This is a genomic window from Methylomicrobium album BG8 (assembly GCF_000214275.2).
Classification (GTDB): domain Bacteria; phylum Pseudomonadota; class Gammaproteobacteria; order Methylococcales; family Methylomonadaceae; genus Methylomicrobium; species Methylomicrobium agile.
In genome coordinates this window covers 3,820,829-3,841,629 of sequence record NZ_CM001475.1, presented here as the reverse complement: position 1 = coordinate 3,841,629, position 20,801 = coordinate 3,820,829, and the positions used below count along the sequence as shown (strand labels likewise).

23 protein-coding genes and 1 tRNA gene are annotated in these 20,801 nt (G+C 59.1%); 13 read left to right on the top strand and 11 right to left on the bottom strand.

Annotation, left to right across the window (positions count from 1 at the left end; genetic code table 11):
* The first annotated feature begins 77 nt into the window (after positions 1 to 77).
* From rpe to METAL_RS16675, 7 genes are all read left to right on the top strand, one after another.
* Positions 78 to 752: a ribulose-phosphate 3-epimerase gene (gene rpe / locus METAL_RS16705; protein ID WP_005374186.1), complete on the top strand. Its 675-nt coding sequence runs from the start codon at positions 78 to 80 to the stop codon at positions 750 to 752.
* A gap of 128 nt (positions 753 to 880) precedes the next feature.
* Positions 881 to 2,368, top strand: coding sequence for an anthranilate synthase component I (trpE, locus tag METAL_RS16700; protein WP_005374184.1), 1,488 nt, complete (start codon positions 881 to 883; stop codon positions 2,366 to 2,368).
* Positions 2,365 to 2,955, top strand: coding sequence for an anthranilate synthase component II (locus METAL_RS16695; protein WP_005374182.1), 591 nt, complete (start codon positions 2,365 to 2,367; stop codon positions 2,953 to 2,955). Before trpE ends, METAL_RS16695 begins: the two co-directional genes overlap by 4 nt.
* A gap of 116 nt (positions 2,956 to 3,071) precedes the next feature.
* On the top strand, positions 3,072 to 4,106 hold the full coding sequence (trpD, locus tag METAL_RS16690) for an anthranilate phosphoribosyltransferase (RefSeq protein ID WP_005374180.1): 1,035 nt from the start codon (positions 3,072 to 3,074) through the stop codon (positions 4,104 to 4,106).
* Entirely contained in the window at positions 4,103 to 4,903 is an 801-nt protein-coding gene (trpC, locus tag METAL_RS16685; protein WP_005374177.1) for an indole-3-glycerol phosphate synthase TrpC, read from the top strand. Before trpD ends, trpC begins: the two co-directional genes overlap by 4 nt.
* 13 nt (positions 4,904 to 4,916) lie before the next feature.
* Positions 4,917 to 5,741, top strand: coding sequence for a glutamate racemase (murI, locus tag METAL_RS16680; RefSeq protein ID WP_005374175.1), 825 nt, complete (start codon positions 4,917 to 4,919; stop codon positions 5,739 to 5,741).
* A gap of 312 nt (positions 5,742 to 6,053) precedes the next feature.
* Entirely contained in the window at positions 6,054 to 6,785 is a 732-nt protein-coding gene (locus METAL_RS16675; protein WP_005374172.1) for a pteridine reductase, read from the top strand.
* On the opposite strand, the gene folK is transcribed toward METAL_RS16675, so the two are convergent.
* Both folK and folB read right to left on the bottom strand, forming a co-directional pair.
* The gene (gene folK, locus METAL_RS16670) at positions 6,774 to 7,274 is read right to left on the bottom strand and encodes a 2-amino-4-hydroxy-6-hydroxymethyldihydropteridine diphosphokinase (protein WP_005374171.1); all 501 of its coding nucleotides are present in this window, start codon (positions 7,272 to 7,274) and stop codon (positions 6,774 to 6,776) included. The genes METAL_RS16675 and folK overlap by 12 nt on opposite strands.
* Entirely contained in the window at positions 7,271 to 7,630 is a 360-nt protein-coding gene (gene folB, locus METAL_RS16665) for a dihydroneopterin aldolase (protein ID WP_005374163.1), read from the bottom strand. The genes folK and folB overlap by 4 nt, the downstream gene beginning before the upstream one ends.
* A 94-nt stretch (positions 7,631 to 7,724) precedes the next feature.
* Between folB and plsY the strand changes: the two genes are divergently transcribed.
* Both plsY and METAL_RS21185 read left to right on the top strand, forming a co-directional pair.
* Complete coding sequence (gene plsY, locus METAL_RS16660) at positions 7,725 to 8,309, top strand: glycerol-3-phosphate 1-O-acyltransferase PlsY (protein ID WP_005374162.1); 585 nt, start codon at positions 7,725 to 7,727, stop codon at positions 8,307 to 8,309.
* 514 nt (positions 8,310 to 8,823) lie between these two features.
* A complete protein-coding gene (locus METAL_RS21185) occupies positions 8,824 to 9,147 on the top strand; it encodes a hypothetical protein (RefSeq protein WP_213069408.1) in 324 nt (107 codons plus the stop codon).
* A gap of 288 nt (positions 9,148 to 9,435) precedes the next feature.
* Here METAL_RS21185 and METAL_RS16650 read toward each other — a convergent pair whose 3' ends face one another.
* The 8 genes from METAL_RS16650 to METAL_RS16620 form a co-directional block, all read right to left on the bottom strand.
* Positions 9,436 to 9,804: a sensory rhodopsin transducer gene (locus METAL_RS16650; RefSeq protein ID WP_005374159.1), complete on the bottom strand. Its 369-nt coding sequence runs from the start codon at positions 9,802 to 9,804 to the stop codon at positions 9,436 to 9,438.
* Positions 9,805 to 10,085: 281 nt separating this feature from the next.
* On the bottom strand, positions 10,086 to 11,135 hold the full coding sequence (locus METAL_RS16645; protein ID WP_005374157.1) for an SDR family oxidoreductase: 1,050 nt from the start codon (positions 11,133 to 11,135) through the stop codon (positions 10,086 to 10,088).
* Positions 11,136 to 11,210: 75 nt separating this feature from the next.
* On the bottom strand, positions 11,211 to 11,936 hold the full coding sequence (locus METAL_RS16640; RefSeq protein WP_040578375.1) for a (Fe-S)-binding protein: 726 nt from the start codon (positions 11,934 to 11,936) through the stop codon (positions 11,211 to 11,213).
* A complete protein-coding gene (locus tag METAL_RS16635) occupies positions 11,936 to 12,259 on the bottom strand; it encodes an FAD-binding oxidoreductase (RefSeq protein WP_040578374.1) in 324 nt (107 codons plus the stop codon). Before METAL_RS16635 ends, METAL_RS16640 begins: the two co-directional genes overlap by 1 nt.
* A 3-nt stretch (positions 12,260 to 12,262) precedes the next feature.
* Positions 12,263 to 13,378 (bottom strand): enolase C-terminal domain-like protein, encoded by a 1,116-nt coding sequence (locus METAL_RS16630; protein WP_005374155.1) that lies wholly within the window; start codon positions 13,376 to 13,378, stop codon positions 12,263 to 12,265.
* 9 nt (positions 13,379 to 13,387) lie between these two features.
* A complete protein-coding gene (locus METAL_RS16625) occupies positions 13,388 to 15,151 on the bottom strand; it encodes a thiamine pyrophosphate-requiring protein (protein ID WP_005374154.1) in 1,764 nt (587 codons plus the stop codon).
* Positions 15,148 to 15,333, bottom strand: a complete 186-nt coding sequence (locus METAL_RS21180; RefSeq protein WP_005374153.1) for a hypothetical protein — start codon at positions 15,331 to 15,333, stop codon at positions 15,148 to 15,150. Before METAL_RS21180 ends, METAL_RS16625 begins: the two co-directional genes overlap by 4 nt.
* 458 nt (positions 15,334 to 15,791) lie before the next feature.
* Complete coding sequence (locus tag METAL_RS16620; RefSeq protein ID WP_005374152.1) at positions 15,792 to 15,986, bottom strand: DUF2795 domain-containing protein; 195 nt, start codon at positions 15,984 to 15,986, stop codon at positions 15,792 to 15,794.
* A 318-nt stretch (positions 15,987 to 16,304) separates the two neighbouring features.
* Here METAL_RS16620 and METAL_RS16615 point away from each other — a divergent pair, with 318 nt between their 5' ends.
* From METAL_RS16615 to METAL_RS16600, 4 genes are all read left to right on the top strand, one after another.
* Positions 16,305 to 16,715 carry a protein YgfX gene (locus tag METAL_RS16615; protein WP_005374151.1) on the top strand — a complete coding sequence of 137 codons (411 nt, stop codon included), beginning with the start codon at positions 16,305 to 16,307 and terminating at the stop codon, positions 16,713 to 16,715.
* A 63-nt stretch (positions 16,716 to 16,778) separates the two neighbouring features.
* Positions 16,779 to 17,870 carry a redox-regulated ATPase YchF gene (gene ychF, locus METAL_RS16610; RefSeq protein ID WP_005374148.1) on the top strand — a complete coding sequence of 364 codons (1,092 nt, stop codon included), beginning with the start codon at positions 16,779 to 16,781 and terminating at the stop codon, positions 17,868 to 17,870.
* Between the two features lie 51 nt (positions 17,871 to 17,921).
* A tRNA-Met gene (locus METAL_RS16605) sits at positions 17,922 to 17,998 on the top strand.
* 276 nt (positions 17,999 to 18,274) lie between these two features.
* Entirely contained in the window at positions 18,275 to 18,778 is a 504-nt protein-coding gene (locus tag METAL_RS16600; RefSeq protein ID WP_005374146.1) for a TIGR02281 family clan AA aspartic protease, read from the top strand.
* A gap of 38 nt (positions 18,779 to 18,816) precedes the next feature.
* Here the strand turns inward: METAL_RS16600 and METAL_RS16595 are convergent, their stop codons facing one another.
* Entirely contained in the window at positions 18,817 to 20,670 is a 1,854-nt protein-coding gene (locus tag METAL_RS16595; RefSeq protein ID WP_040578576.1) for a hypothetical protein, read from the bottom strand.
* Between the last annotated feature and the right edge of the window lie 131 nt (positions 20,671 to 20,801).

Sequence of the window (20,801 nt, the reverse complement as noted above, 5' to 3'; positions counted from 1 at the left end):
ATTGTATATCGAAGCCTAGCCGTAAAAAAAAAGTTATAATGGATCGTTTTAACGAGATTAACCGCGAGGAGACGATAATGAACGAAAACTGGATCGCGCCTTCCATTCTGTCCGCCAATTTCGCCAAATTGGGCGAGGAAGTGGATAACGTTCTGGCCGCCGGGGCCGACATTGTGCATTTTGACGTGATGGACAACCATTTCGTCCCGAACCTGACCATCGGCCCTCTGGTTTGCGAGGCGCTCAGAAAACACGGCGTGACCGCCCCGATCGATGTGCACCTGATGATCGAGCCGGTCGACCGGATCATTCCCGATTTCGCGAAAGCCGGCGCCAGCATCATCACCTTCCATCCGGAAGCGTCCGTGCACATCGACCGCACCCTGCAACTGATCAAGGACAACGGCTGCAAGGCGGGTCTGGTATTCAATCCGGGCACGCCGCTGCATTATCTGGACTACGTAATGGACAAGTTGGACATGATCCTGTTGATGTCGGTCAATCCGGGTTTCGGCGGCCAGTCGTTCATTCCGTCCGCGCTGCCCAAGCTGCGCGAAGTGCGCAAGAAGATCGACGACAGCGGCTTGAACATCCGCCTCGAAATCGATGGCGGCGTCAACGGCGCCAACATCCGCGCCATCAAGGAAGCGGGCGCCGACACCTTTGTCGCGGGTTCCGCGATTTTCGGCAAACCGGATTACAAGAAGATCATCGACGACATGCGTGCCGAGCTCGCGAAAGCCGGTAAATAATTGTTAGTTTCCGTAGGTTGGGTTAGCGAAGCGTAACCCAACATGATGTGTTGCCAATGTCGGGTTACGCTTCGCTAACCCGACCTACGGGTTTACTCATTGCGCAAGGCGCAGTTTGAAGAAACAGAATGACCCCGGAACAATTCAATCAATACGCCCGCCAGGGCTATAACCGCATCCCGGTCGGCCGGGAAGTGCTGGCCGATCTGGATACGCCACTCAGCGCGTACCTGAAGTTGGCCGACGGCGCTTATTCCTATCTATTCGAATCGGTGCATGGCGGCGAACAGTGGGGACGCTATTCGATCATCGGGCTGCCCTGCAAAACGATCGTGAAGGTGATCGGCAACCGGATCAACCTGGAAAAAAACGGCGAGATCGTCGAAACGGCCGTGCTCGATAATCCGCTGCTCTGGATCGAACAATTCAAGGCGCGCTTCAAGGTGCCCGACATCGACGAGCTGCCGCGTTTCAACGGCGGTCTGGTCGGCTATTTCGGCTACGAGACGATTTCGTATATCGAACCGCGCCTCGCCGGTCACGGCAAGCCCGATCCGCTCGGCAATCCGGACATCGTGTTGATGGTGTCTGAGGAAATGCTGGTGTTCGATAACCTGTCCGGCAAACTGCTGCTGTTGACGCATGCGGACCCGGCCGAAGACCGGGCTTACGAGCGGGCGCAGCAGCGCCTGCATGAATGGTCGATCAAGCTGCGCGAAGTGCAGGCCAAGCCGGCCAGGCATACGGCACCTCGCAAGGTCAACGAATCCGATTTCGTCTCCGGTTTCACCCAGCAGGGTTTCGAGGAGGCGGTCTGCAAGGCGAAGGAATACATCACCGACGGCGACATCATGCAGGTGGTGCTGTCGCAGCGGCTGTCGATCCCGTATGCCGCCGCGCCGTTGAACCTGTACCGGGCCTTGCGCTGCCTGAACCCGTCGCCGTACATGTTCTTCCTGAACCTCGGCGACTTCCATATCGTCGGCTCGTCGCCGGAAATCCTGGTCCGCCTCGAAGACAACATCGTGACGGTCCGTCCGATCGCGGGTACTCGCCGCCGCGGCGCTACCCAGGAACTGGATCTGGCGCTCGAAAAGGAACTGCTGGCCGATCCGAAAGAAATCGCCGAACATCTGATGCTGATCGACCTCGGCCGCAACGATACCGGCCGCGTCGCCGAAATAGGCAGCGTGCAGTTGACCGACAAGATGATCGTCGAACGTTATTCGCACGTGATGCATATCGTCTCGAACGTGATCGGCCGGCTGAAACCGGGCAAGAATGCGTTCGACGTACTTGCCGCGACCTTTCCGGCCGGTACCGTCAGCGGCGCGCCGAAAATCCGCGCGATGGAAATCATCGACGAACTGGAACCGGTCAAGCGCGGGGTTTACTCGGGCGCGGTCGGCTATATCGCCTGGTCCGGCAACCTCGACACCGCGATCGCAATCCGCACGGCGGTGATCAAGGACAACACGCTGCACATCCAGGTCGGTGCCGGGATCGTCTACGACTCGATCCCGCGCAACGAATGGGACGAAACGATGAACAAGGGCCGTGCGATCTTCCGTGCGGTCGGCCTAGCCGAAGCCGGACTCGAAGGAGAAGGAGCATGAGCGCAATCAAACTGGTGATGATCGACAATTACGATTCGTTCACCTACAACCTGGTGCAATATTTCGGCGAGCTGGGCGCGGACGTAACGGTCGTGCGCAACGACCAGGTCACGGTCGACGACATCAAGCGCCTGTCGCCCGACAAGATCGTCATTTCACCGGGCCCCTGTACCCCGCGGGAAGCCGGCGTTTCGGTCGAAGCGATCATGAAATTCGCCGGCCGCTATCCGATCCTCGGCGTTTGCCTCGGCCATCAAAGCATCGGCTACGCGTTCGGCGGCAACATCATCCACGCCAAAGCAATCATGCACGGCAAGACCTCCGAGGTCTACCACCACAACGTCGGCGTGTTCAAAGGGCTAAAGAACCCGTTCACCGCGACCCGTTACCATTCGCTGGTGATCGAACAAGCAACCTTGCCCGATTGCCTCGAAGTGACCGCCTGGACCCGGGACGAAGCCGGCAAACTCGACGAAATCATGGGCGTCCGCCACAAAACGCTCGATATCGAAGGCGTGCAGTTCCATCCCGAGTCGATCCTGACCGAGCACGGGCATGACCTGTTGCGGAATTTCCTGGAAAGATAAAAGTAGGGTACGCTGCGCGTAGTACCATTCCGAATGCCTTGACGGTACGCCGGATAACATCGAAAACGGTATGCACAGCATACCCTACGAGCCTGGCTCATTAAGCAAACCCGCTGATGCAAATCCAACAAGCCTTGCAAAAACTGCTCGATAAACAGAACCTGACGCATGACGAAATGCGCGCGGTAATGCTCCGGATCATGAGCGGACATGCGACCGACGCGCAGATCGGCGGCTTTTTGATCGCGCTGCACTGCAAAGGCGAGACGGTCGACGAAATCGCCGCGGCGGCCGAAGTGATGCGCGAACTGGCAAGCCAGGTGCCGGTTACCGGCGAGCACCTGATCGATACCTGCGGCACCGGCGGCGACGGCGCGAACACGTTCAATATCTCGACCACCTGTGCGTTCGTGGTCGCGGCGGCGGGCGCGAAAGTCGCCAAGCACGGCAACCGTTCGGTGTCGAGCCGTTCCGGCAGTGCGGACGTGCTGGAGGCCGCCGGCGTGAATCTGGATCTGAGCCCCGAGCAGGTTGCCGATTGCGTCGATCAGCTCGGCGTCGGCTTTTTATTCGCGCAAAAACTGCACGGCGCGATGAAGCATACCCGCAACGCTCGCCGCGAAATGGGCGTCAGGACTTTGTTCAATCTGCTCGGTCCGTTGTCCAACCCGGCCGGCGCGCCGCACCAATTGATCGGCGTGTTTGCGAAGGAATGGGTCGAGCCCTTGGCGAAAGTATCGAGAAAACTCGGCAGCCGACACGTACTGGTCGTGAACGCGGACGACGGACTCGATGAAATCAGCATCGCCGCACCCACGAACGTGGCCGAACTGAAAGACGGCGCTATCGCGACCTATACGGTCACGCCCGAGCAATTCGGCCTGCAGCGCGCAAGTTTGGCGGAACTGGCGATCGACGACGCCGAATCGAGCCTTGCAATGATGAAAGCCGTGCTCGATAACCGGCCCGGCCCCGCGCGCGACATCGTGGTGCTGAACGCCGGCGCCGCGATCTATGCGGCGAATCTTACCTCTTCGCTCGAAGCCGGCATTGCCAGAGCCGATGCGCTGATCGCCAGCGGCGCCGCGCGCGCGAAGCTGGATGCCCTGATTGCTTATTCAAACTCTATGAACACTCCATTGACGCTATGACCGATACGCCCGACATCCTGAAAAAAATCCTCGATACCAAAGCCGAAGAAGTCAGCCGCCGCAAGGTGCGCACGCCGATCGTCGACCTTGAAAGTTTCGCCGAGAGCGTCGAAAAACCGCGCGGATTCTATCAGGCGCTGCTGGGCCGGGTCCTGATGAAAAAACCGGCGATCATCGCCGAAATCAAGAAGGCTTCGCCGAGCAAGGGCGTGATCCGGGAAGACTTCCAGCCGGTCATGATCGGTCAGGATTACGCGATGAACGGCGCGACCTGCCTGTCCGTGCTGACCGACAAGGAGTATTTCCAGGGCTCCGAGGTGTACCTGCAACTGGTCCGCGAGCGTTGCCCGTTGCCGGTCTTGCGCAAGGACTTCATGATCGACCCGTACCAGGTCTATGAAGCGCGCGCTTTAGGCGCGGACTGCATCCTGCTGATCGCCGCCGCGCTCGAAGACGGCCAAATGCGCGAGCTGGCCGAACTGGCCGCCAGGCTGGGCATGGACGTGCTGGTCGAAGTGCATAACGAGGAGGAACTGCACCGCGCGCTGCAGCTCGACACCAAACTGATCGGGATCAACAACCGGAACCTGCGCACCTTCGAAACGACGCTGCAGACGACGCTGGATTTGAAGGCGCAAATTCCCGAAGACCGCCTAGTGATTACCGAAAGCGGCATCCATATGCCCGACGACGTGAAGCTGATGCTCGATAACGGCATTTATGCGTTTCTGGTCGGCGAAGCGTTCATGCGCGCGGACAGCCCGGGCCAGAAAATGCGCGAATTGTTCGGTTTATAGGATCTTGGCGGTTTTGCGTTCGAATGCCGATCCGGTCGGCGTCTTCGATTCCGGCGTCGGCGGGCTGTCGGTGCTGAGCGAGATCCGGCGTCAATTACCCGCCGAAAACCTGATTTATGTCGCCGATTCCGGCCATGCGCCGTACGGCGACAAGCCCCAGGCGTTCATCGAAAAGCGGTCGTTCGCGATCACCCGATTTTTACTCGACCGCGGCGCGAAAGCGATCGTGGTCGCCTGCAATACCGCGACCGGGGCGGCGGTGGCCTCGCTGAGGACTCGTTTCACGCTGCCGATCGTGGCGATGGAACCGGCAATCAAGCCGGCCGCCGCGCAAACCCGAACCGGCGTGGTCGGCGTGCTCGCCACCAGCCGGACGCTGGCCAGCCACAATTTCGTCAAGCTGTTCGAGCGTTACGGTGCCGAAGTCGAAATCCTGCCGCAAGCCTGCCCGGGGCTGGTCGATCAGGTCGAGGCGGGCGATCTGGCCGGTGAAAAGACGCATAGCCTGCTCGAACGCTATCTGGCGCCGCTATTGGCCAGAGGCGCCGATACGCTGGTGCTCGGCTGCACCCATTATCCTTTCCTCCGCGCCTCGATTCAGGAAATTGCCGGGCCGGATATCGCGGTGATCGATTCGTCCGAAGCGGTCGCCCGCCAGCTTTGCCGGCGTCTCGAAGCGCATGGTTTGCTGAATGAGGCGAATGAGCCCGGCTCCGACCGGTTTTGGACCAGCGCCGATCCGGCGATGAGCGGGCCGGTGATTACGCAGTTATGGTGCCGGGATGTGAGCGTTGATCGTTTGCCTGAAGCCAAGGTTCATAAGGCTCCCGAGCATTGACCACTTGCCGCGCCGTCAGTCCGGCCAAGACGCTCGGATAATCGCGCCGGGGTGAAGCGCCGGTGTCGTAGGTCAGGCTGTCGCCGAAAGCGAGAATTACCCCCCCTGATCCGGTAACTTGTTTAGGATTTGGCTCCAAATAACTTCCCGGCCCAAGACCTGCCAGGTTTTAAAAACCTGGCAGGTCTACCACCCATACCAGGAAGTTAATATCGGCCAGATCCTTAGCGAGTCGGAGGATTTGCCGCAGGAGGCGAGAGTAATCAGCAAAGGGAGAAACAGCAGAAGATTTATCATGGCGGAGCAGAATCGATGCAAAAAAACGTACTGATAACCGGCGCGGCCAAACGGATCGGCGCCGCCTGCGCGCGGCGGCTGCACCGGGAAGGCTGCCATGTGATCGTGCATTATAAGGCGTCGGAACGGGAAGCGCTTGAACTGTGCGACGAATTGAACCGGCTGCGGCCGGCTTCGGCCAGCGCGCTGCAGGCCGACCTGCTGGACAAGAATCAGCTGGAACGGCTTGCCAAAGCGGCGCTGGAAATCGGTGGAGGCATCGACGTCCTGATCAATAATGCCTCGGCATTTTATGCGACGCCTTTCGGCGAGGCTTCCGAAGCGCAATGGGACGAACTGCTCGGCAGCAACCTGAAAGCGCCGTTTTTTCTCGCACAGGCTCTGCGCGACAGTCTGAAGGCCAGGCAGGGATGCGTCGTGAATATCGTCGACATTCATGCCGAACGCGGCTTGCCCGATTTCTCGGTGTACAGCATCGCGAAGGCAGGGCTTGCGGCGATGACCCGTGTTTTGGCCAAGGAAATGGGGCCGGAGGTCCGCGTCAACGGCGTGGCGCCAGGCGCCATCATCTGGCCTGAGCACGATCTGTCAGACCCGCACAAACAGGAGATCCTGCAGCGCGTGGCCCTGAAGCGAAGCGGCGAGCCGGACGATATCGCGAAAGCGGTTTCGTTTCTGGTCCGGGATGCCGATTACATGACCGGCCAGATATTGACCGTCGACGGCGGGCGCACCTTATTCTATTGACGACCAGCCCCGTTTGATCCGTTTTTGCGCGAGACCGTCCTTGTCGAAGCGTTCCCACAGATCGCGGTAGCGGATGCCGCTGACCGGATGCCGCAAATCGTCGGCGATTTCGGCAAGCGGTTCCAGAACGAATGCGTAGCGTTCGATTTCGTCGCGCGGAATCTGCAGGCCGTCGTCGTTGATGATCAGGTCGCCGAACAGGATCAGATCCAAATCGAGGGTTCGGGATGAAAATTTTTTGCATCCGCGCGTACGGCCGTGATCCAGCTCTATCTGCCGGAGCTGTTTCGCGATCGTTTTGACGTCCAGGTCGGAGTCGAAGCCGACGATCAGGTTATGGAAGGTAGCCCCGTCGAAGCCGACGGGTTCGGTCTCGTATGTGCTCGAAACCACCAATCCGCCAAAAAGCAGGGACAGCTCGCGCAATGCGCTGTGGATATTCCTTTCTTTCTCGATATTGCTGCCGATGCTGATATAGCCTCTGGTCACTGTTTGCGATCCCCTCGTTCGATCATGATGCCGACATCGCTGGCGCCGCTGATCGCGCCTTTCTTGTTCAACGTCAGTTTGACCCAAGGTACCTGAAATTCGTTCTGGATGATTTTGACGATTTCCACCGCGAGCTTCTCGACCAGAAAAAACTGACTCTCCTCGACAAAGCCGATGATCCGCTTGGAGACTTTTTTGTAGTCGAGCGCGTACTGGATGTCGTCGGTTTCGGCGGCTTTTCCGATGTCGAACCCCATTTCGATATCGAGCACCACGCTTTGTTTCGTTTCCCGTTCCCAGTCGTAAATGCCGATGATCGTTTTGATCTCCAGCCCGCCTAAAAAAATGATGTCCATGGTAGTTTTCCGGTTATGATGAGCGCTTTTTTAAAAGCGCTAAGTATCGGGGAATTGCCCTCGGCTTACAAGTTTTGATTGACGAAAGGTGTATATGATTGAGTGGTTGTTTGTTCCTGCGGCCTATCTGATAGGGTCGGTTTCCAGTGCGATTATCATTTGCCGGCTGATGGGCCTGCCCGATCCGCGCGAGCAGGGCTCCGGCAATCCGGGAGCGACCAACGTAATGCGCATCGGCGGCAAGAAGGCGGCGGCCGCTACCTTGTCGGGCGATTTGCTGAAAGGATTGATTCCTGTTTACGCCGCCCATCTGCTCGGCATGCCGGCCGGACTGCTCGCCGCAACCGGCCTTGCAGCTTTCATAGGACATCTTTACCCGATCTTTTTCGGATTTAAAGGCGGCAAGGGCGTTGCGACCACGATCGGCGTGCTGTTCGGCTTTTCCTGGGTGTTGGGCCTCGCTTTCGTCGCGACGTGGCTGCTGATGTACAAGGTTGGCAAAATTTCGTCCCTGTCCGCGCTGACCGCGGCGGTACTGGCGCCGGCCTATGCCTGGTTCATCGTCGGCAATCCGATGCTGGTCGTAGCGGTGGCGCTGATGACCGTAGTGCTGCTGTGGCGGCATAAAAGCAATATTCAGCGGCTGTTGGCCGGCGAGGAAAAGACGATCAAGTCTTGAAGGTCTATCGTGCGACAGTTCCCGCAACTGTAGCCAGACCTGCGCATCGAAGGGAATTCGGCCGGCGAGCCGTGTCGGTGCGGAGCCGGGCAGGTCGGAAGCGTGGCCGACCAGTACTTTTTCGACCGAGACACCGGCGATGCGGTAGCCGTGTCTGCCGAGTTCGGCCTGAATCGGCTTCAGCAGGTCCCGGTTATCAAGCAGGCGGGCCGTATAAGCGTTGATTTTCGCCTTGACCGGCCGGCCTGTTTTCCGGTTCCAGCGTGGGTCCCGGTAGGCGGTTTCGGCCAGATAACGGGATAGCCAGGGATAATCGATCAGCCGGCCGAGATACAGAGACGTGTATCCGTCTTGCAGCGCGGGCGGTTCGGTTTTGGCGAATGCTGCGTCGAGAAGTGCGAGGACCGTTTGCCGGTCGACAGTGCAGGGCCGATAACGCGGATGGTGCGTGCGCAGACGCAGGGTGCGCCATTCCTCGTCCGCTTCGAGGCTGAGCGTGCATTCTCCCGCCGGTATGGACACGACCGTCGCCTCCCGGCATGATCCTTCGGCAGGAAGCCAAGCCAACAACCAGCAGGCGATCGCAGGGAGGCATTTATGCATGGTTCCGCAACTCCTTTTCTCAAAAATGGATTGTATGTCCTTTTCTGATGCGGAGAAAGATGAAAACGCCATGCCGATTAAATCTGTAAGGCGGAACCGGCTTGCCGGGTTCCGCCTGATGTTAAATTTGCTATGTCTTCCGACTTTTGGGGGGGGACGCCTGTCGGCATCCGCTCTACAGGTCACGGCGGTTTTATGCTTTAAATCAAGTCAATCGAATAACGATAGCAAGTGACAGATAGATGGGAGCGAAGCTTGTCTATCCAGGGGAAATTTTATTCGGACTCATTTTTTGCAGTTATCGATCAAGTCCTAATTTTTGCAGATTATGGCGTTTGACACCCGGCAAGCATACCTCGGCCTCAGTGACGCGTTCATGCCGGAAGTGCACCACGGCGAAGCGTCCATCGAAATACGGCAGCGAAGGCTCGGTTCTGACTCGATGCTCTCATGCAGGCGATCATGCGCGAGCGGTCCGCGATTCGCATTCCGGTTATCCTCGGCCGATGGGCAATTCATCGCATCACGCCGGGTAAGCGATCGTAGTCATTAGGGCCAGCGCCGGCTGCCGGGAATCGAGGCGCGTATGCTGGACGATGACCGGCACGTCCGCGTCGATGACGCTGGCGTAATCGGTATTGTGCGGCACGGGCTCGGGATCGGCGAAGTCGTTGAAGCGCAGATGCCGGGTACGCTCCGCCTCGACCGTAAAGCGGTACGGGCCGGCGGGCTTGCGGTCCGAAAAGTAAAGCTTGAGCTCGATTCGCGCGTCCCGGTGGCCGCAGTTCAGAATGCACAGCGCATCGTGGCTGACCAACTCCCGCCCGCTGCCGGTGCTGCCCGCCGGAATGTAACCGTCGGCGACGATCCAGCGCTTGTGGCCGATATTCATGGCGATGACCTCCTTTGATTGTGGATGGATTTTAGTGCCGGTACGGACGAGCCTCGATACACAACTTCTCGCCTTGACAAACATGGAAATAGGATAGGTAGAGCGAAGCGAAACCCATCAACCGGTGTACGGTATGGTTATTGCGATGGGCTTCGATCGATGGGTTTCGGCTGGCGCCTCTACCCCTCCTACGCTCCCGGTAATCGCTCTTGCATTGCTCTGTGCCAAGTACGTTCAACGGGTACTTATGCCCAAAGGGGGAGGGAGATAATTGGATTTATTCAAAGTTCCCTCAAGGCGGATTTATCGCGCCTGTCCCGCCACCGCCGGCAGGCCCACCAGCCGGCCGCCAGCAAGCCTGCGGCAAGCGGGCCGCGGTAAAGGCTTGCCCACAGTTGCAGGGTGCCGTCTTCGGCCCGTCCGCTGAAGCGGCCGCGGGCCGCAAAGTTGCCTGCCACGGGCTGCCACAGGTTGTCGGGATCCGTGGCTTCGGCCGGCTGTCGGCTTTGCTGGGCGGCATAGCCGGTACGCACCAGATAGCGGTCGGCCAGACCGGGAACGAACTTGTTCGCCCAGATGGCTTTGATGGTCGGTAAACCGACATAGACTTCGCGCCGGTAGTGGCGGCTGGCCCAGCAGATGGCCCTGGCCGCCATTTCCGGTTGGAAAATGGGCGGCACCGGCTGCGGCCGCATCGGCAGACGGTTTTTACCCCAGTCGAATTGCGGCGTATTGAGCGCGGGCAAATGCACCATCGTCACTCTGACCCGGCTGCTGTCGTGCCGCAGTTCGCAGCGCAGGGCGTCGGTAAAGCCGCGGATCGCGAATTTGGCGCCGCAGTAAGGCGCCTGCAGCGAAATCGCCCGGTAAGCCAGCGCCGAACCGACCTGCAGGATCAATCCTTCGTTCCGGGGCCGCATGCGCCGGAGCGCCGCCATCGTGCCGTAGACGGCGCCCAGATAGGTCACCTCGGTGGCCCGCTTGTAATCCTCCGGGGAAATCTCGTGGAACGGCGAATAGATCGTGGCCATTGCATTGTTGATCCAGACGTCGATACGCCCGAATGCCGCTTCCACGCCGGCCGCCGCCGCTTCGACCAGTGCCGCGTCGGCGACGTCGGCCGGACACACCGCCGCCGTTCCGCCCAGGCGCCGCACTTCTTCGACCGCTTGTTCGAGACGGTCCGGATCGCGTCCGATCAGCCCGATGCAGGCGCCTTCCTCGGCAAACCGCCGCGCCGTGGCGCGGCCGACGCCGGCGCCGGCGCCGGTGATCGCCACGACCTGTGGAGTTCGGGAAATACGGTCCCGTTTCGATTGCCTGTCGTTCATAAAGCACCCTCCTGATCTATCGCCGATAGACTACGGCATGCGTTAGGCCGGTAAAGCCGGCGTTTTCGATGCGCCTCAATCCGGAACCGATCCGCATTTTCCTTCCCGCAGCGCCATGAATAGGACGTCCGCCGTATGCAGAGCGCGCCTTTCGGTCAACTGTGCGATTTGTTCGCGGCAGCTAAAGCCGTCGGCCACGATCAGCGTGTCCGGTTCGGCCTGGCGCACCGCCGGCAACAGCACCAGCTCGCCGATTTGCGACGCCACGTCGGCTTTGTCCCGTTCGAAGCCGAACGAGCCGGCCATGCCGCAGCATCCCGAGTCGAGCACCCGCACGTCCAGCCCGAGCTTGTCGAGCAGGGCCTTTTCGGCGGCGATGTCCGCAAGCGCTTTCTGATGGCAATGCCCGTGCAAAAGGGCTTTCTTCACCAGCTTCGGAAAAGTGAATTCCGGCGCCTTCTGCATCCAGAATTCGCTGAAGAAATAGGTTTGCCGGCTCAACCGCTGCGCCAGTTCATCGTCGGGAAAGAAATTCACCAGTTCGTCGCGGAAAACCGCTACGCAGGCGGGTTCCAGACCGACCAGCGGAATACCGTCTTCGATGGCGGGACGCAGCTCGGCAAGAATCTGCCGCAGCCGGTGCCTGGCCTGGTCCAGCATCCCGAAATCGTACAAAGGCCATCCGCAGCAAAGACGCCGCCCGGGGATGCGCACCCGAAAACCCGCCGCTTCCAGCGCCGCGACAGCGGCCTTGGCGGTTTCGGGATGAAAATGATTGTTGAACGTATCCGGCCAGAGCATCACGTCCGGCTGGCCGGGATGGCCGGACGTGCGCGCGTTGAACCAGTGCCGGAAAGTTTCCGACGCAAAACGCGGCAGACGGCGCTGCGGCGATATCCCGGCCGCGACGAAACCACCGGCGCGTTGTAACGGAGGCAGGCAGCGACGGTGGCGACGATGTCGTCGACCGATGTAGGTATGACGACTCCGATCGGCACTTGGCGGTAATTCGAGGCGTCGGTGGCGTAAAGCGCGCGGCTGCCGTCGTCGAAGCGCACTTCGCCCTGGAGTGTTCGGCGCAGCTCCGCGGCAAGGGCCTGTGCATCCGGCTTGGCGATCGTCATGGCTTAAATCGCATAAGGCATGGCATCGGCATGCTTGAACCCCAGTCCCGAACCCGGCCGGGGCAGGTCGGGCCTCAACTCCCCGTTCACCGGTTCGAGCGCGCCGTCGAACAGCATTTTTTCGATGCGCACATGGTCGTAAAAAAATTCCAGATGCCGTACCGGCATCTCCGCGTAGCAGATGTGGGCATGCATCGACGGCGCGCAATGGCTGGAAAGCGGAAGATTGAAAGCGCGGCACAGAACAGCCGCCTGCCGAAAACCGGTCATGCCCGCGCAGCGGGTCGCGTCGGCCTGCAGCACATCGACGGCGCCGGCTTCCAGCATGCGGCGGAAATACACACAGTCGTAGCCGTATTCCCCGGCGCTGATGTCCATGCCCGGCGGCGCCCGGTCGCGGAGCAGCCGCAACCCTTCCAGATCGTCGCTCGGAACGGGTTCTTCGAACCACGAAACGCCCGTTTCGGCAAAAGCCTCTGCCATTGCCAGGGCCTGTTTGCGTGAATAGGCGCCGTTGGCGTCGACGAAAAGCTCCGCGTCCGGCCCGATCGCCTCGCGCGCGGCGGCGACGCGGTACACGTCCTCTTTCGGTTCGCGGCCGATTTTCATTTTGACGCGCCGGATGCCTTGCTCGACCCAGCCGGATAACTGGGCCTGCAGTGCCTCGATCGAATAGGAGGTAAAGCCGCCGCTGCCGTGCACGGGGATGCCCGTTCTCACCTGTCCCCACAGCGAAACCAAAGGCAAATCGAGCAGCCGCGCCTTCAAGTCCCACAGCGCGTTATCGACGGCGGCAATCGCCATCGCACAGATGCCCGGCCGGCCCAGATTGCGGATCGCTGCCGTCATGGCGTTCCGGCAATACTCGACCGCCAGTGCATCGCAGCCGACCACCCGGCCGGCCAGCGTGTCGTTGATCAATTTGACCGTCGACGTATCGGCATAACTGAAACCGATGCCGGTCTTGCCGGCCGCACGGGCTTCGACCAGCACCAGCGTGGTCGCTTCCCAGGCGAACGTGCCGTCGGATTCCGGCGAAGCGGTCGGAATCAGGAAGGCCGACCCCCGCAGGCCGGCGATGGGAGGGCCATTGAAGTTGGGGCGGCTTGCCGCGCACATTATCTTCGCTCAAAAGATCTGCTTCATCGAAGCCTTGATCACATCGACCGAATCCGGGTCGCCCTGCAGGATCGCCGAAGCGTAGGCTTTCGCCTGCTTGAAGGTGATGTGCGGCGGCAAAGGCGGCACGTCGGGATCGACAGTGGCTTCCAGCACGACCGGCCGTTCGGCGCCGAGCGCGCGCTCCCAGGCGTCGGCCAGCTGGTCCGGCCGGTCGACGCGAATCCCCTGCAGGCCGGCCAGTTCGGCAAAGCGCGCATAAGGGAAATCGGGTACATCCTGCGAGGCTTCGAATTTCGGATCGCCGGCCATGGCGCGCTGCTCCCAGGTCACCTGGTTCAGGTCGCGGTTGTTGAGAACCAGTACGATTAAACGCGGATCGCTCCAGCGCTGCCAGTATTTGCCGATCGTGATCAGTTCGTTCATGCCCAGCATCTGCATCGCGCCGTCGCCGACCAGCGCGATGACGGCGCGGTCGGGATGGGCGAACTTGGCCGCAATCGCATACGGTACGCCGCAGCCCATCGTCGCCAGGCCGCCTGACAACGACGCCATCATGCCGGTGCGGATTTTCAGGTCGCGCGCATACCAATTGGCCGCCGAACCCGAATCGCAAGTCAGTATGCAGTGATCGGGGAGGCGCGGCGACAGCTCCCAGAATACCCGCTGCGGATTGATCGGATCGGCCGATTCCATGGCGCGGTCCGCCAGGGTTTCCCACCAGTTTGCGACGTTCTTTTCGATCCTTTCGCGCCAGCTGCGGTCATCTTTGCGTTTGAGGAGCGGAATCAGCAAACGCAGGGTTTCCGCGCTGTCGCCGATCAGGTTCACCTCCATCGGGTAGCGCAGGCTGGTCATCCGGCCGTTGATATCGATCTGCACGCCGCGCGCCTGGTCTTCTTCGGGCAGGAATTCGGAATAGGGGAAGCTCGAACCGACCATCAGCAGCGTGTCGCAATCGGTCATCATCTCGTAGCTGGGCCGGGTGCCCAACAGCCCGATGGAGCCGGTTACGAAGGGAAGATCATCGGGTACGGCGGCCTTGCCCAACAGCGCTTTGGCGATTCCGGCGCCCAGCAGGTCGGCGGCTTCCAGAACTTCGGGCGCTGCCTGCAGCGCGCCGGCCCCGATCAGCATCGCGACTTTTTCGCCGGCATTCAAAATGTCGGCCGCTCGCTGGAGTTCTTCGATTTGCGGCACGGTGCGTGGCGGTTGGTAACCGACGCCGGAAAACACGCTGCCGTGTTCGCGCGGCGGCTTTTCGGCATCCATTTCCTGCACGTCGTTGGGAATAATGATGCAGCAGACGTTGCGTTCGACTTGCGCGATGCGCATGGCGCGATCGACGATATGGCGCATTTGCGACGGCGTGGTGACCATGTGAACATATTCATGGGCGACATCTTTGAACAGCGAAATCAGATCGACTTCCTGCTGGTAGTTGCCGCCCAGCGATTCGCGTTTCTGCTGGCCGACGATCGCGACCACGGGCTGATGATCGAGTTTGGCGTCGTACAAGCCGTTCAACAGATGGATCGCGCCGGGCCCCGAGGTGGCGATGCAGACGCCGACTTCGCCGGTGAATTTGGCGTGCGCGCAGGCCATGAAGGCGGCCATTTCCTCGTGCCGCACCTGGATATAATCGATCAGGCCGGAAGCCCGGTTCAGCGCGCCGAACACGCCGTTGATGCCGTCGCCCGGATAACCGTAAATGCGTTTGACGCCCCATTCGGACAAGCGCCGCACGAGAAAATCGCTGACGTTGCCTTTCATCGCTCCTGCTCCGTGTAAGCTTCGCATTCGAGATGGCCGCAGTCGCAGCTATCCATGGTAGCCATGCCGGCGCACTGCTCGCTGCAGTATTTCCGGTCGGGAGAGACGTTGCAACTGCAGGCAGGGTTGGCGCATTTCGAGGGAGTATCATGGGTTTTCCGGGTCTCTTCTGATATGGCCATACAGTACCTCCTGAATATTATTCTCGTTCCTTATTCTATTAGTAATCATTTCCCCGTATGTACGTCAGCGAGCTTAGGTCGATCTTTTTAACGGCCTGCCCTTTATTAACGCCAGTTTATATATTGGCGTCAGGTGTAATTCTTAATAAGAAAGGTTTTGAATATAGAGTAAGTGTCCCCCTCTTCCTTTGAAAAAGGAGGGTTTCGCCAAAAACACCTCCCCCTTTGAAAAAGGGGGATCGAGGGGGATTTATCTAAAAAATCTCCCCTAACCCCTCTTTTTCAAAGAGGGGATTGAACACTTGCGTATATGATGGGCTGGGCAAAAATGTGGAATTACGCCGAAGTAGCTTTGCCTGGGCCTGTTTTATTTCCGCCGTAAAAAAAACAGCACCTTAGACCGAAGCTGAGCTCGATCTAAAATGCTGTATATCAATGAGTACCAATGGCTCAAAAAGTTATTGAATTTGACCGATAGCCCGGCTCACGTCGGCAGCGGTCCTGTAATCTTGTTCCGGCAACCGTTGGAGTGCCTGCATCACATCCTCATTCGCGCCCTGATCTTTGGCATGGTTGATAATCTCTTCTTTATCGGCAGGGTAATCCATGCCGGATAAGCACTCTTGCACTTGAATAGGATTTGCTCTTGCCATAACGCCTCCCTTATTTACTGTATAAATTCACATAGCGCTCTTCTTATAAATCTATAAGAATCGTTTTATTAGGGACCCGGCTGCAATATGAAGTTCCTTAGGATTTGGCTCCAAATAACTTATCGGCCCAAGACCTGCCAGGTTTTAAAAACCTGGCAGGTCTGTCCCTCATACTAGGAAGTTAATATCGGCCAAATTCTTAGATAATGGCTCACCCTAATCCGCGAACAGTCATTGCCGTATATAATCCTATGATCCAAGTCGTTTCCATTTTTTGTGCAATCATTCATTCCGGGCCGAATCTTCAGGAGTTCAGTCGTGCCTTACCCTCATGCCCTTCATCCCGCCCGGTTTGCGGTCGGGCCGTCCCGCCGGTTGCAGTATGCCTTATCGGCCGGGCATGGCCTGGCGATGATCGCCTGCCTGATCAGCGCCTTGCCCTGGCCCGGAAAACTCTTGCTGAGCCTCGTGCTTCCCGTGCATTTTTACTTTGCGGCGAGAGAGGCAGGAAGCCGTCAAGTCGCGATCGGCTATCTGGAGGGTTCGGGTTGGGCCATCGATGACGAACCGGTGGCGATACTTCCGTCATCCGTCCTGACGCCGTTTGCGATCTGGCTGCACTACGAGCCGCGCTCGACCCGCAAGAAAGCGCTGCTGATCGTAAAGGATGCGATGCCCGATGCCGAATTCCGCCGCTTGACCGTGAAGCTGAAAATCTCGGCCGCCTGAATAACCGTTTGCTGTATAATTGCCGCCCTTAAATACCCTCTCCGATTCGAAAAATAGCAACCTATGGCATTGTATTGTGGAATCGTCGGGCTGCCGAACGTCGGCAAATCGACTCTGTTTAACGCGTTGACCCGGGCCAAGATCGCGGCCGAAAACTACCCTTTCTGTACGATCGACCCGAACGTCGGCGTCGTGCCGGTGCCGGACGGACGGATGGACAAACTGGCGGAGATCGTGAAGCCCGAACGCGTGCTGCCGACCACGATCGAATTCGTCGATATCGCGGGCCTGGTCGCCGGCGCCTCGAAAGGGGAGGGGCTCGGCAACCAGTTCCTCGGCAACATCCGCGAAACCGATGCGATCGCGCATGTCGTGCGCTGCTTCCACGATGAGAACGTCGTGCACGTCGCGGGCAAGGTCGATCCGGTTTCCGATATCGAAGTGATCAACACCGAACTGGCGCTGGCCGACATGGCGACCGTCGAAAAAGCGCTGACCCGGGCTGCGAAAGCCTCCAAATCGGGTAACAAGGACGAACTGGCCAAGAAAGAGGTGCTCGAAAAAATCTATCAGCATCTGGATGCGGGGCAGCCGGCGCGCGCGATGGGGCTGTCCGACGACGAAAAAGCCTGGGTCAAGGAACTGTGCCTGTTGACGATCAAGCCGACCATGTACATCGCGAACGTGCAGGACGACGGCTTCGAGAATAATCCGTTGCTCGATGCCGTGCAGGCGTTCGCCGCGCAGGAAGGCGCGACGGTCGTGCCGATCTGCGCGGCGATCGAAGCCGAAATCGCCCAGCTCGAAGACGAAGAGAAGCAGGAGTTTCTGGACGACCTGGGCCTCGAAGAGCCGGGCCTGAACCGGGTAGTCCGCGCCGGCTACAAATTATTGAACCTGGCGACCTATTTTACCGCCGGCGTGAAGGAAGTCCGCGCCTGGACCATCCCGGTCGGTGCGACCGCCCCGCAAGCGGCCGGCGTGATTCACACCGATTTCGAGCGCGGCTTCATCCGCGCCGAAGTGATCGCCTACGAAGATTTTATTGCCTACAAGGGCGAGCAGGGAGCGAAAGACGCCGGCAAATGGCGACTCGAAGGCAAGGACTACATCGTCAAGGACGGCGACGTGATGCATTTCCGATTCAACGTTTGACAAAGAGCCATACCCTATTTATAATTCCGCTTCTATTGAAGCTACCAAGCAGGCGATGTAGCTCAGCCGGTTAGAGCGTGGGATTCATAACCCCAAGGCCGGTGGTTCGATCCCACCCATCGCCACCACGAATTCAAGGGCTCAGGTGAAAACCTGAGCCCTTTTTTATTGCCTTTCGGGCGAAGCATAGTTTCGTGGGAAGAATATTACATTCTTCAGATGTATGAAAATGCGTCTGATATCGGATTTTCTGGCCCAAAACAGCAATATCCTCCGGTATCGTCTATAGTGTCTGGTAAGTTCGGCGGCAACACCGTACGCCGCAGCAGACAGATTCGATCGGGGGAGTTGTGCGCAAACCAATCATCCAGTTTTTCGTTGGCGTATTTTTAACGGCATTAGCCATGCCGCCGTCCTTTGCTGCGCAGATTTACAAATGCAAAAACCCGGAAGGCCGCCTGCTGTATCAAAAAACGCCCTGCGCGGCGCAGGCCGAGGCGCTCTCTTCGTTTCAGACCAGCAAACTCTCGCCTTCAAAAGCGCCTGAAGCGTCTGCGCCGCTGTTATTGCCGCAGCACGGCAGTGGGCATTATTATGTCGAGGGGGCCATCAACGGCAAGCCGTTGGTATTTATGATCGATACCGGCGCTTCGGTCGTGTCGTTGCCCAGCCACGAGGCCTCGGCGGCCGGCCTCGTCTGCAAAGCAAAGGCGGTGACGGACACCGCGAACGGCAGGGCCGAGGCCTGCATGGCGGTGATCCCGGAACTCCGGTTTGGACATTTCCTGGTCAAGGACGCGGAAGGCATGATCGTTCCGAATCTGCGCCAGCCGCTGCTCGGAATGAACATTCTCCGGAATTTCAAAATGGCCCAGGATCAGGGTGAAATGCGTATTTCCGTGCCTTAGCCGGAAGGCGGCCCAGCCGGGCCGCCGGTTTTGCCTCATCAGTGCAGTTTCGTCAACCAAGCCGGATCGATTCGGCAGCCGCCGACTTCGGGGCGGTCGGCAATGTCCTGTTCGAAGTCGCGGAAGGTCGGCAACTGAAAAGCGATCCGGCTGATTTTTCCGTCCGCGAATTCGAATTCCAGCGCGCCGCCTTTGGCTCTCGGGCTGCCTTCGCGGGTGGTGAAGAGCAGGATGCCGATGCCTTTGCCTTGCAGCCCAGGCGCCGGACGCGCACAGCTCAATTCGCCGATTTTCAGGCCTTGAAATACCTGGGTCAGTTGTGCGGCGCTGACCTGAATCCCTTCGCCGGGAATCGGCGAAACGGGAAGTGCGGCCTGGGGTGCGGGAGGCGCCGGCGGAAGGGAGGTATCGATCGGCGCAGGCGCGGCGGGAACGGCCGCCGCCGGCGGATTCAACAGTCTTTCCAGTCCGAAATCGCCCAGATGGTTTTGGAGCAAGACCTTGCCGTTCACCTTGTCGCCGGTCATCAATAGCGGATACAGTTGCCGTTCCATTTCGGCGGCCGACGTATTCCGCAGCACCGCCAGCAATTGCCGCTCGATCGATTGTAGGGGCGAGAACAGCCGTTCCTGCTGGAGGCTCGTGGCATCGAGCTGATCCCAGTCGGCCCGCGTATTGACCGCCAGGCCCATCGTTTTCATGACCGCATAATCGTCTTCAGCCAGACAGACGCCGAAATTCTTTGCGCGGTATTCGGCGATCGCTCTCGGGCGGAGCTCGCTGTCCGTCGCCCGGCGCCGGTCGGTGTTGTAGTTTTTCCAGTCGCCGCTGTTGGCGAGGAAATAATACAGCAGCGCGTTGCGGTCGAACTTGTTGAAGCCCAGCGCCTTCGTGGTCAGTTTCAGCTTTCGGCAGTTGTTTTCCACCTCCGCGTAATTTTTCCAGTCCGGCTTCAGGTTGGGTTTGTCGAGCGGCTGCGACTGGTCGAGCAATTGTGCCAGGCTGATGTCGCCCGACGCGGCTTTGATCGTCGACCGGCTCAATTCTTCGAAGGACATGTCGCGGGCGTCGGGCACACCGTCGGACCCGGCGCGCAAGAGCAGGGTCGGCGCGATTTCGGGATAAACCTTCAGTTTGCCCAGCGTTCTGGTTTCGACTTTGAACGGGTTAAGCCCGCCTTCGTCGATTTCGAAAATGTCGAATACGGCCTGATTCAGTTTGCCGGTTTTACCGGCGTAGGCGGTCAGCGCCGGCAGCGAGTGCGATTCCGAGCTTTGCTTGGTGGAGGATTGATTCTGCGCCGGAGCGGCCTGTTGATTGGCTTGTACCCATTGCCCGGCCATCTGTCCCATGATTGCGACGCCGAGCCCCGCGCCTGTCAAGGCCAGAATGCCGCTTGCGGCATTTACGTCGCCGACTAGGCTCGACACGTCCAGATCGCTGTTCGCATTGGTATAGAAGTCGTAATCCATCTGCGTTTGCTTGCCGGTGTCGAGGCGCAGCCAGGGTGTTAAATAAAGTTTTTTGGCGTCGAACCTGAAGTTGCACTTGCCGGTCGTGGCCTGGTACAGAAAGCCGGAGGCTTCACCCTGAAATTTGATCGTATCGTTCCGGACACGGTAAACCAGGGCGGCCGACAGATCGCCTTTTTGGTAGGGCGCGAGGTCGGAACAGCCGCCTTTCAGAAAATTGTCGCCCTGGCCGGAGAATTCGGAAACCAGCCGAACGTAGTAGTCGTCGCCGTCAATCGCTTGAAATCCGGCCAGCGGCTCCAAAGGCTGAGCGGTCATTGCCGGCCCGTCTACCGCAATCCGGCGGGTTTCCGCGCAGGCGGTCAGCAACAGGGCGGCCAGCGTCAATAAATGTCGTGATGAACAGTGTGGAAAAGACATGATGAAATCTTGGATGTGCTGCGGTTGCACGGCGGGTGATAATGGAACGATAGGAATTCGGGATTTTATCATCTTTCGCTTTGACGGTTAAAGCCGATATGTACGCAGTTCCGAAATGCCGGGTAAATCGC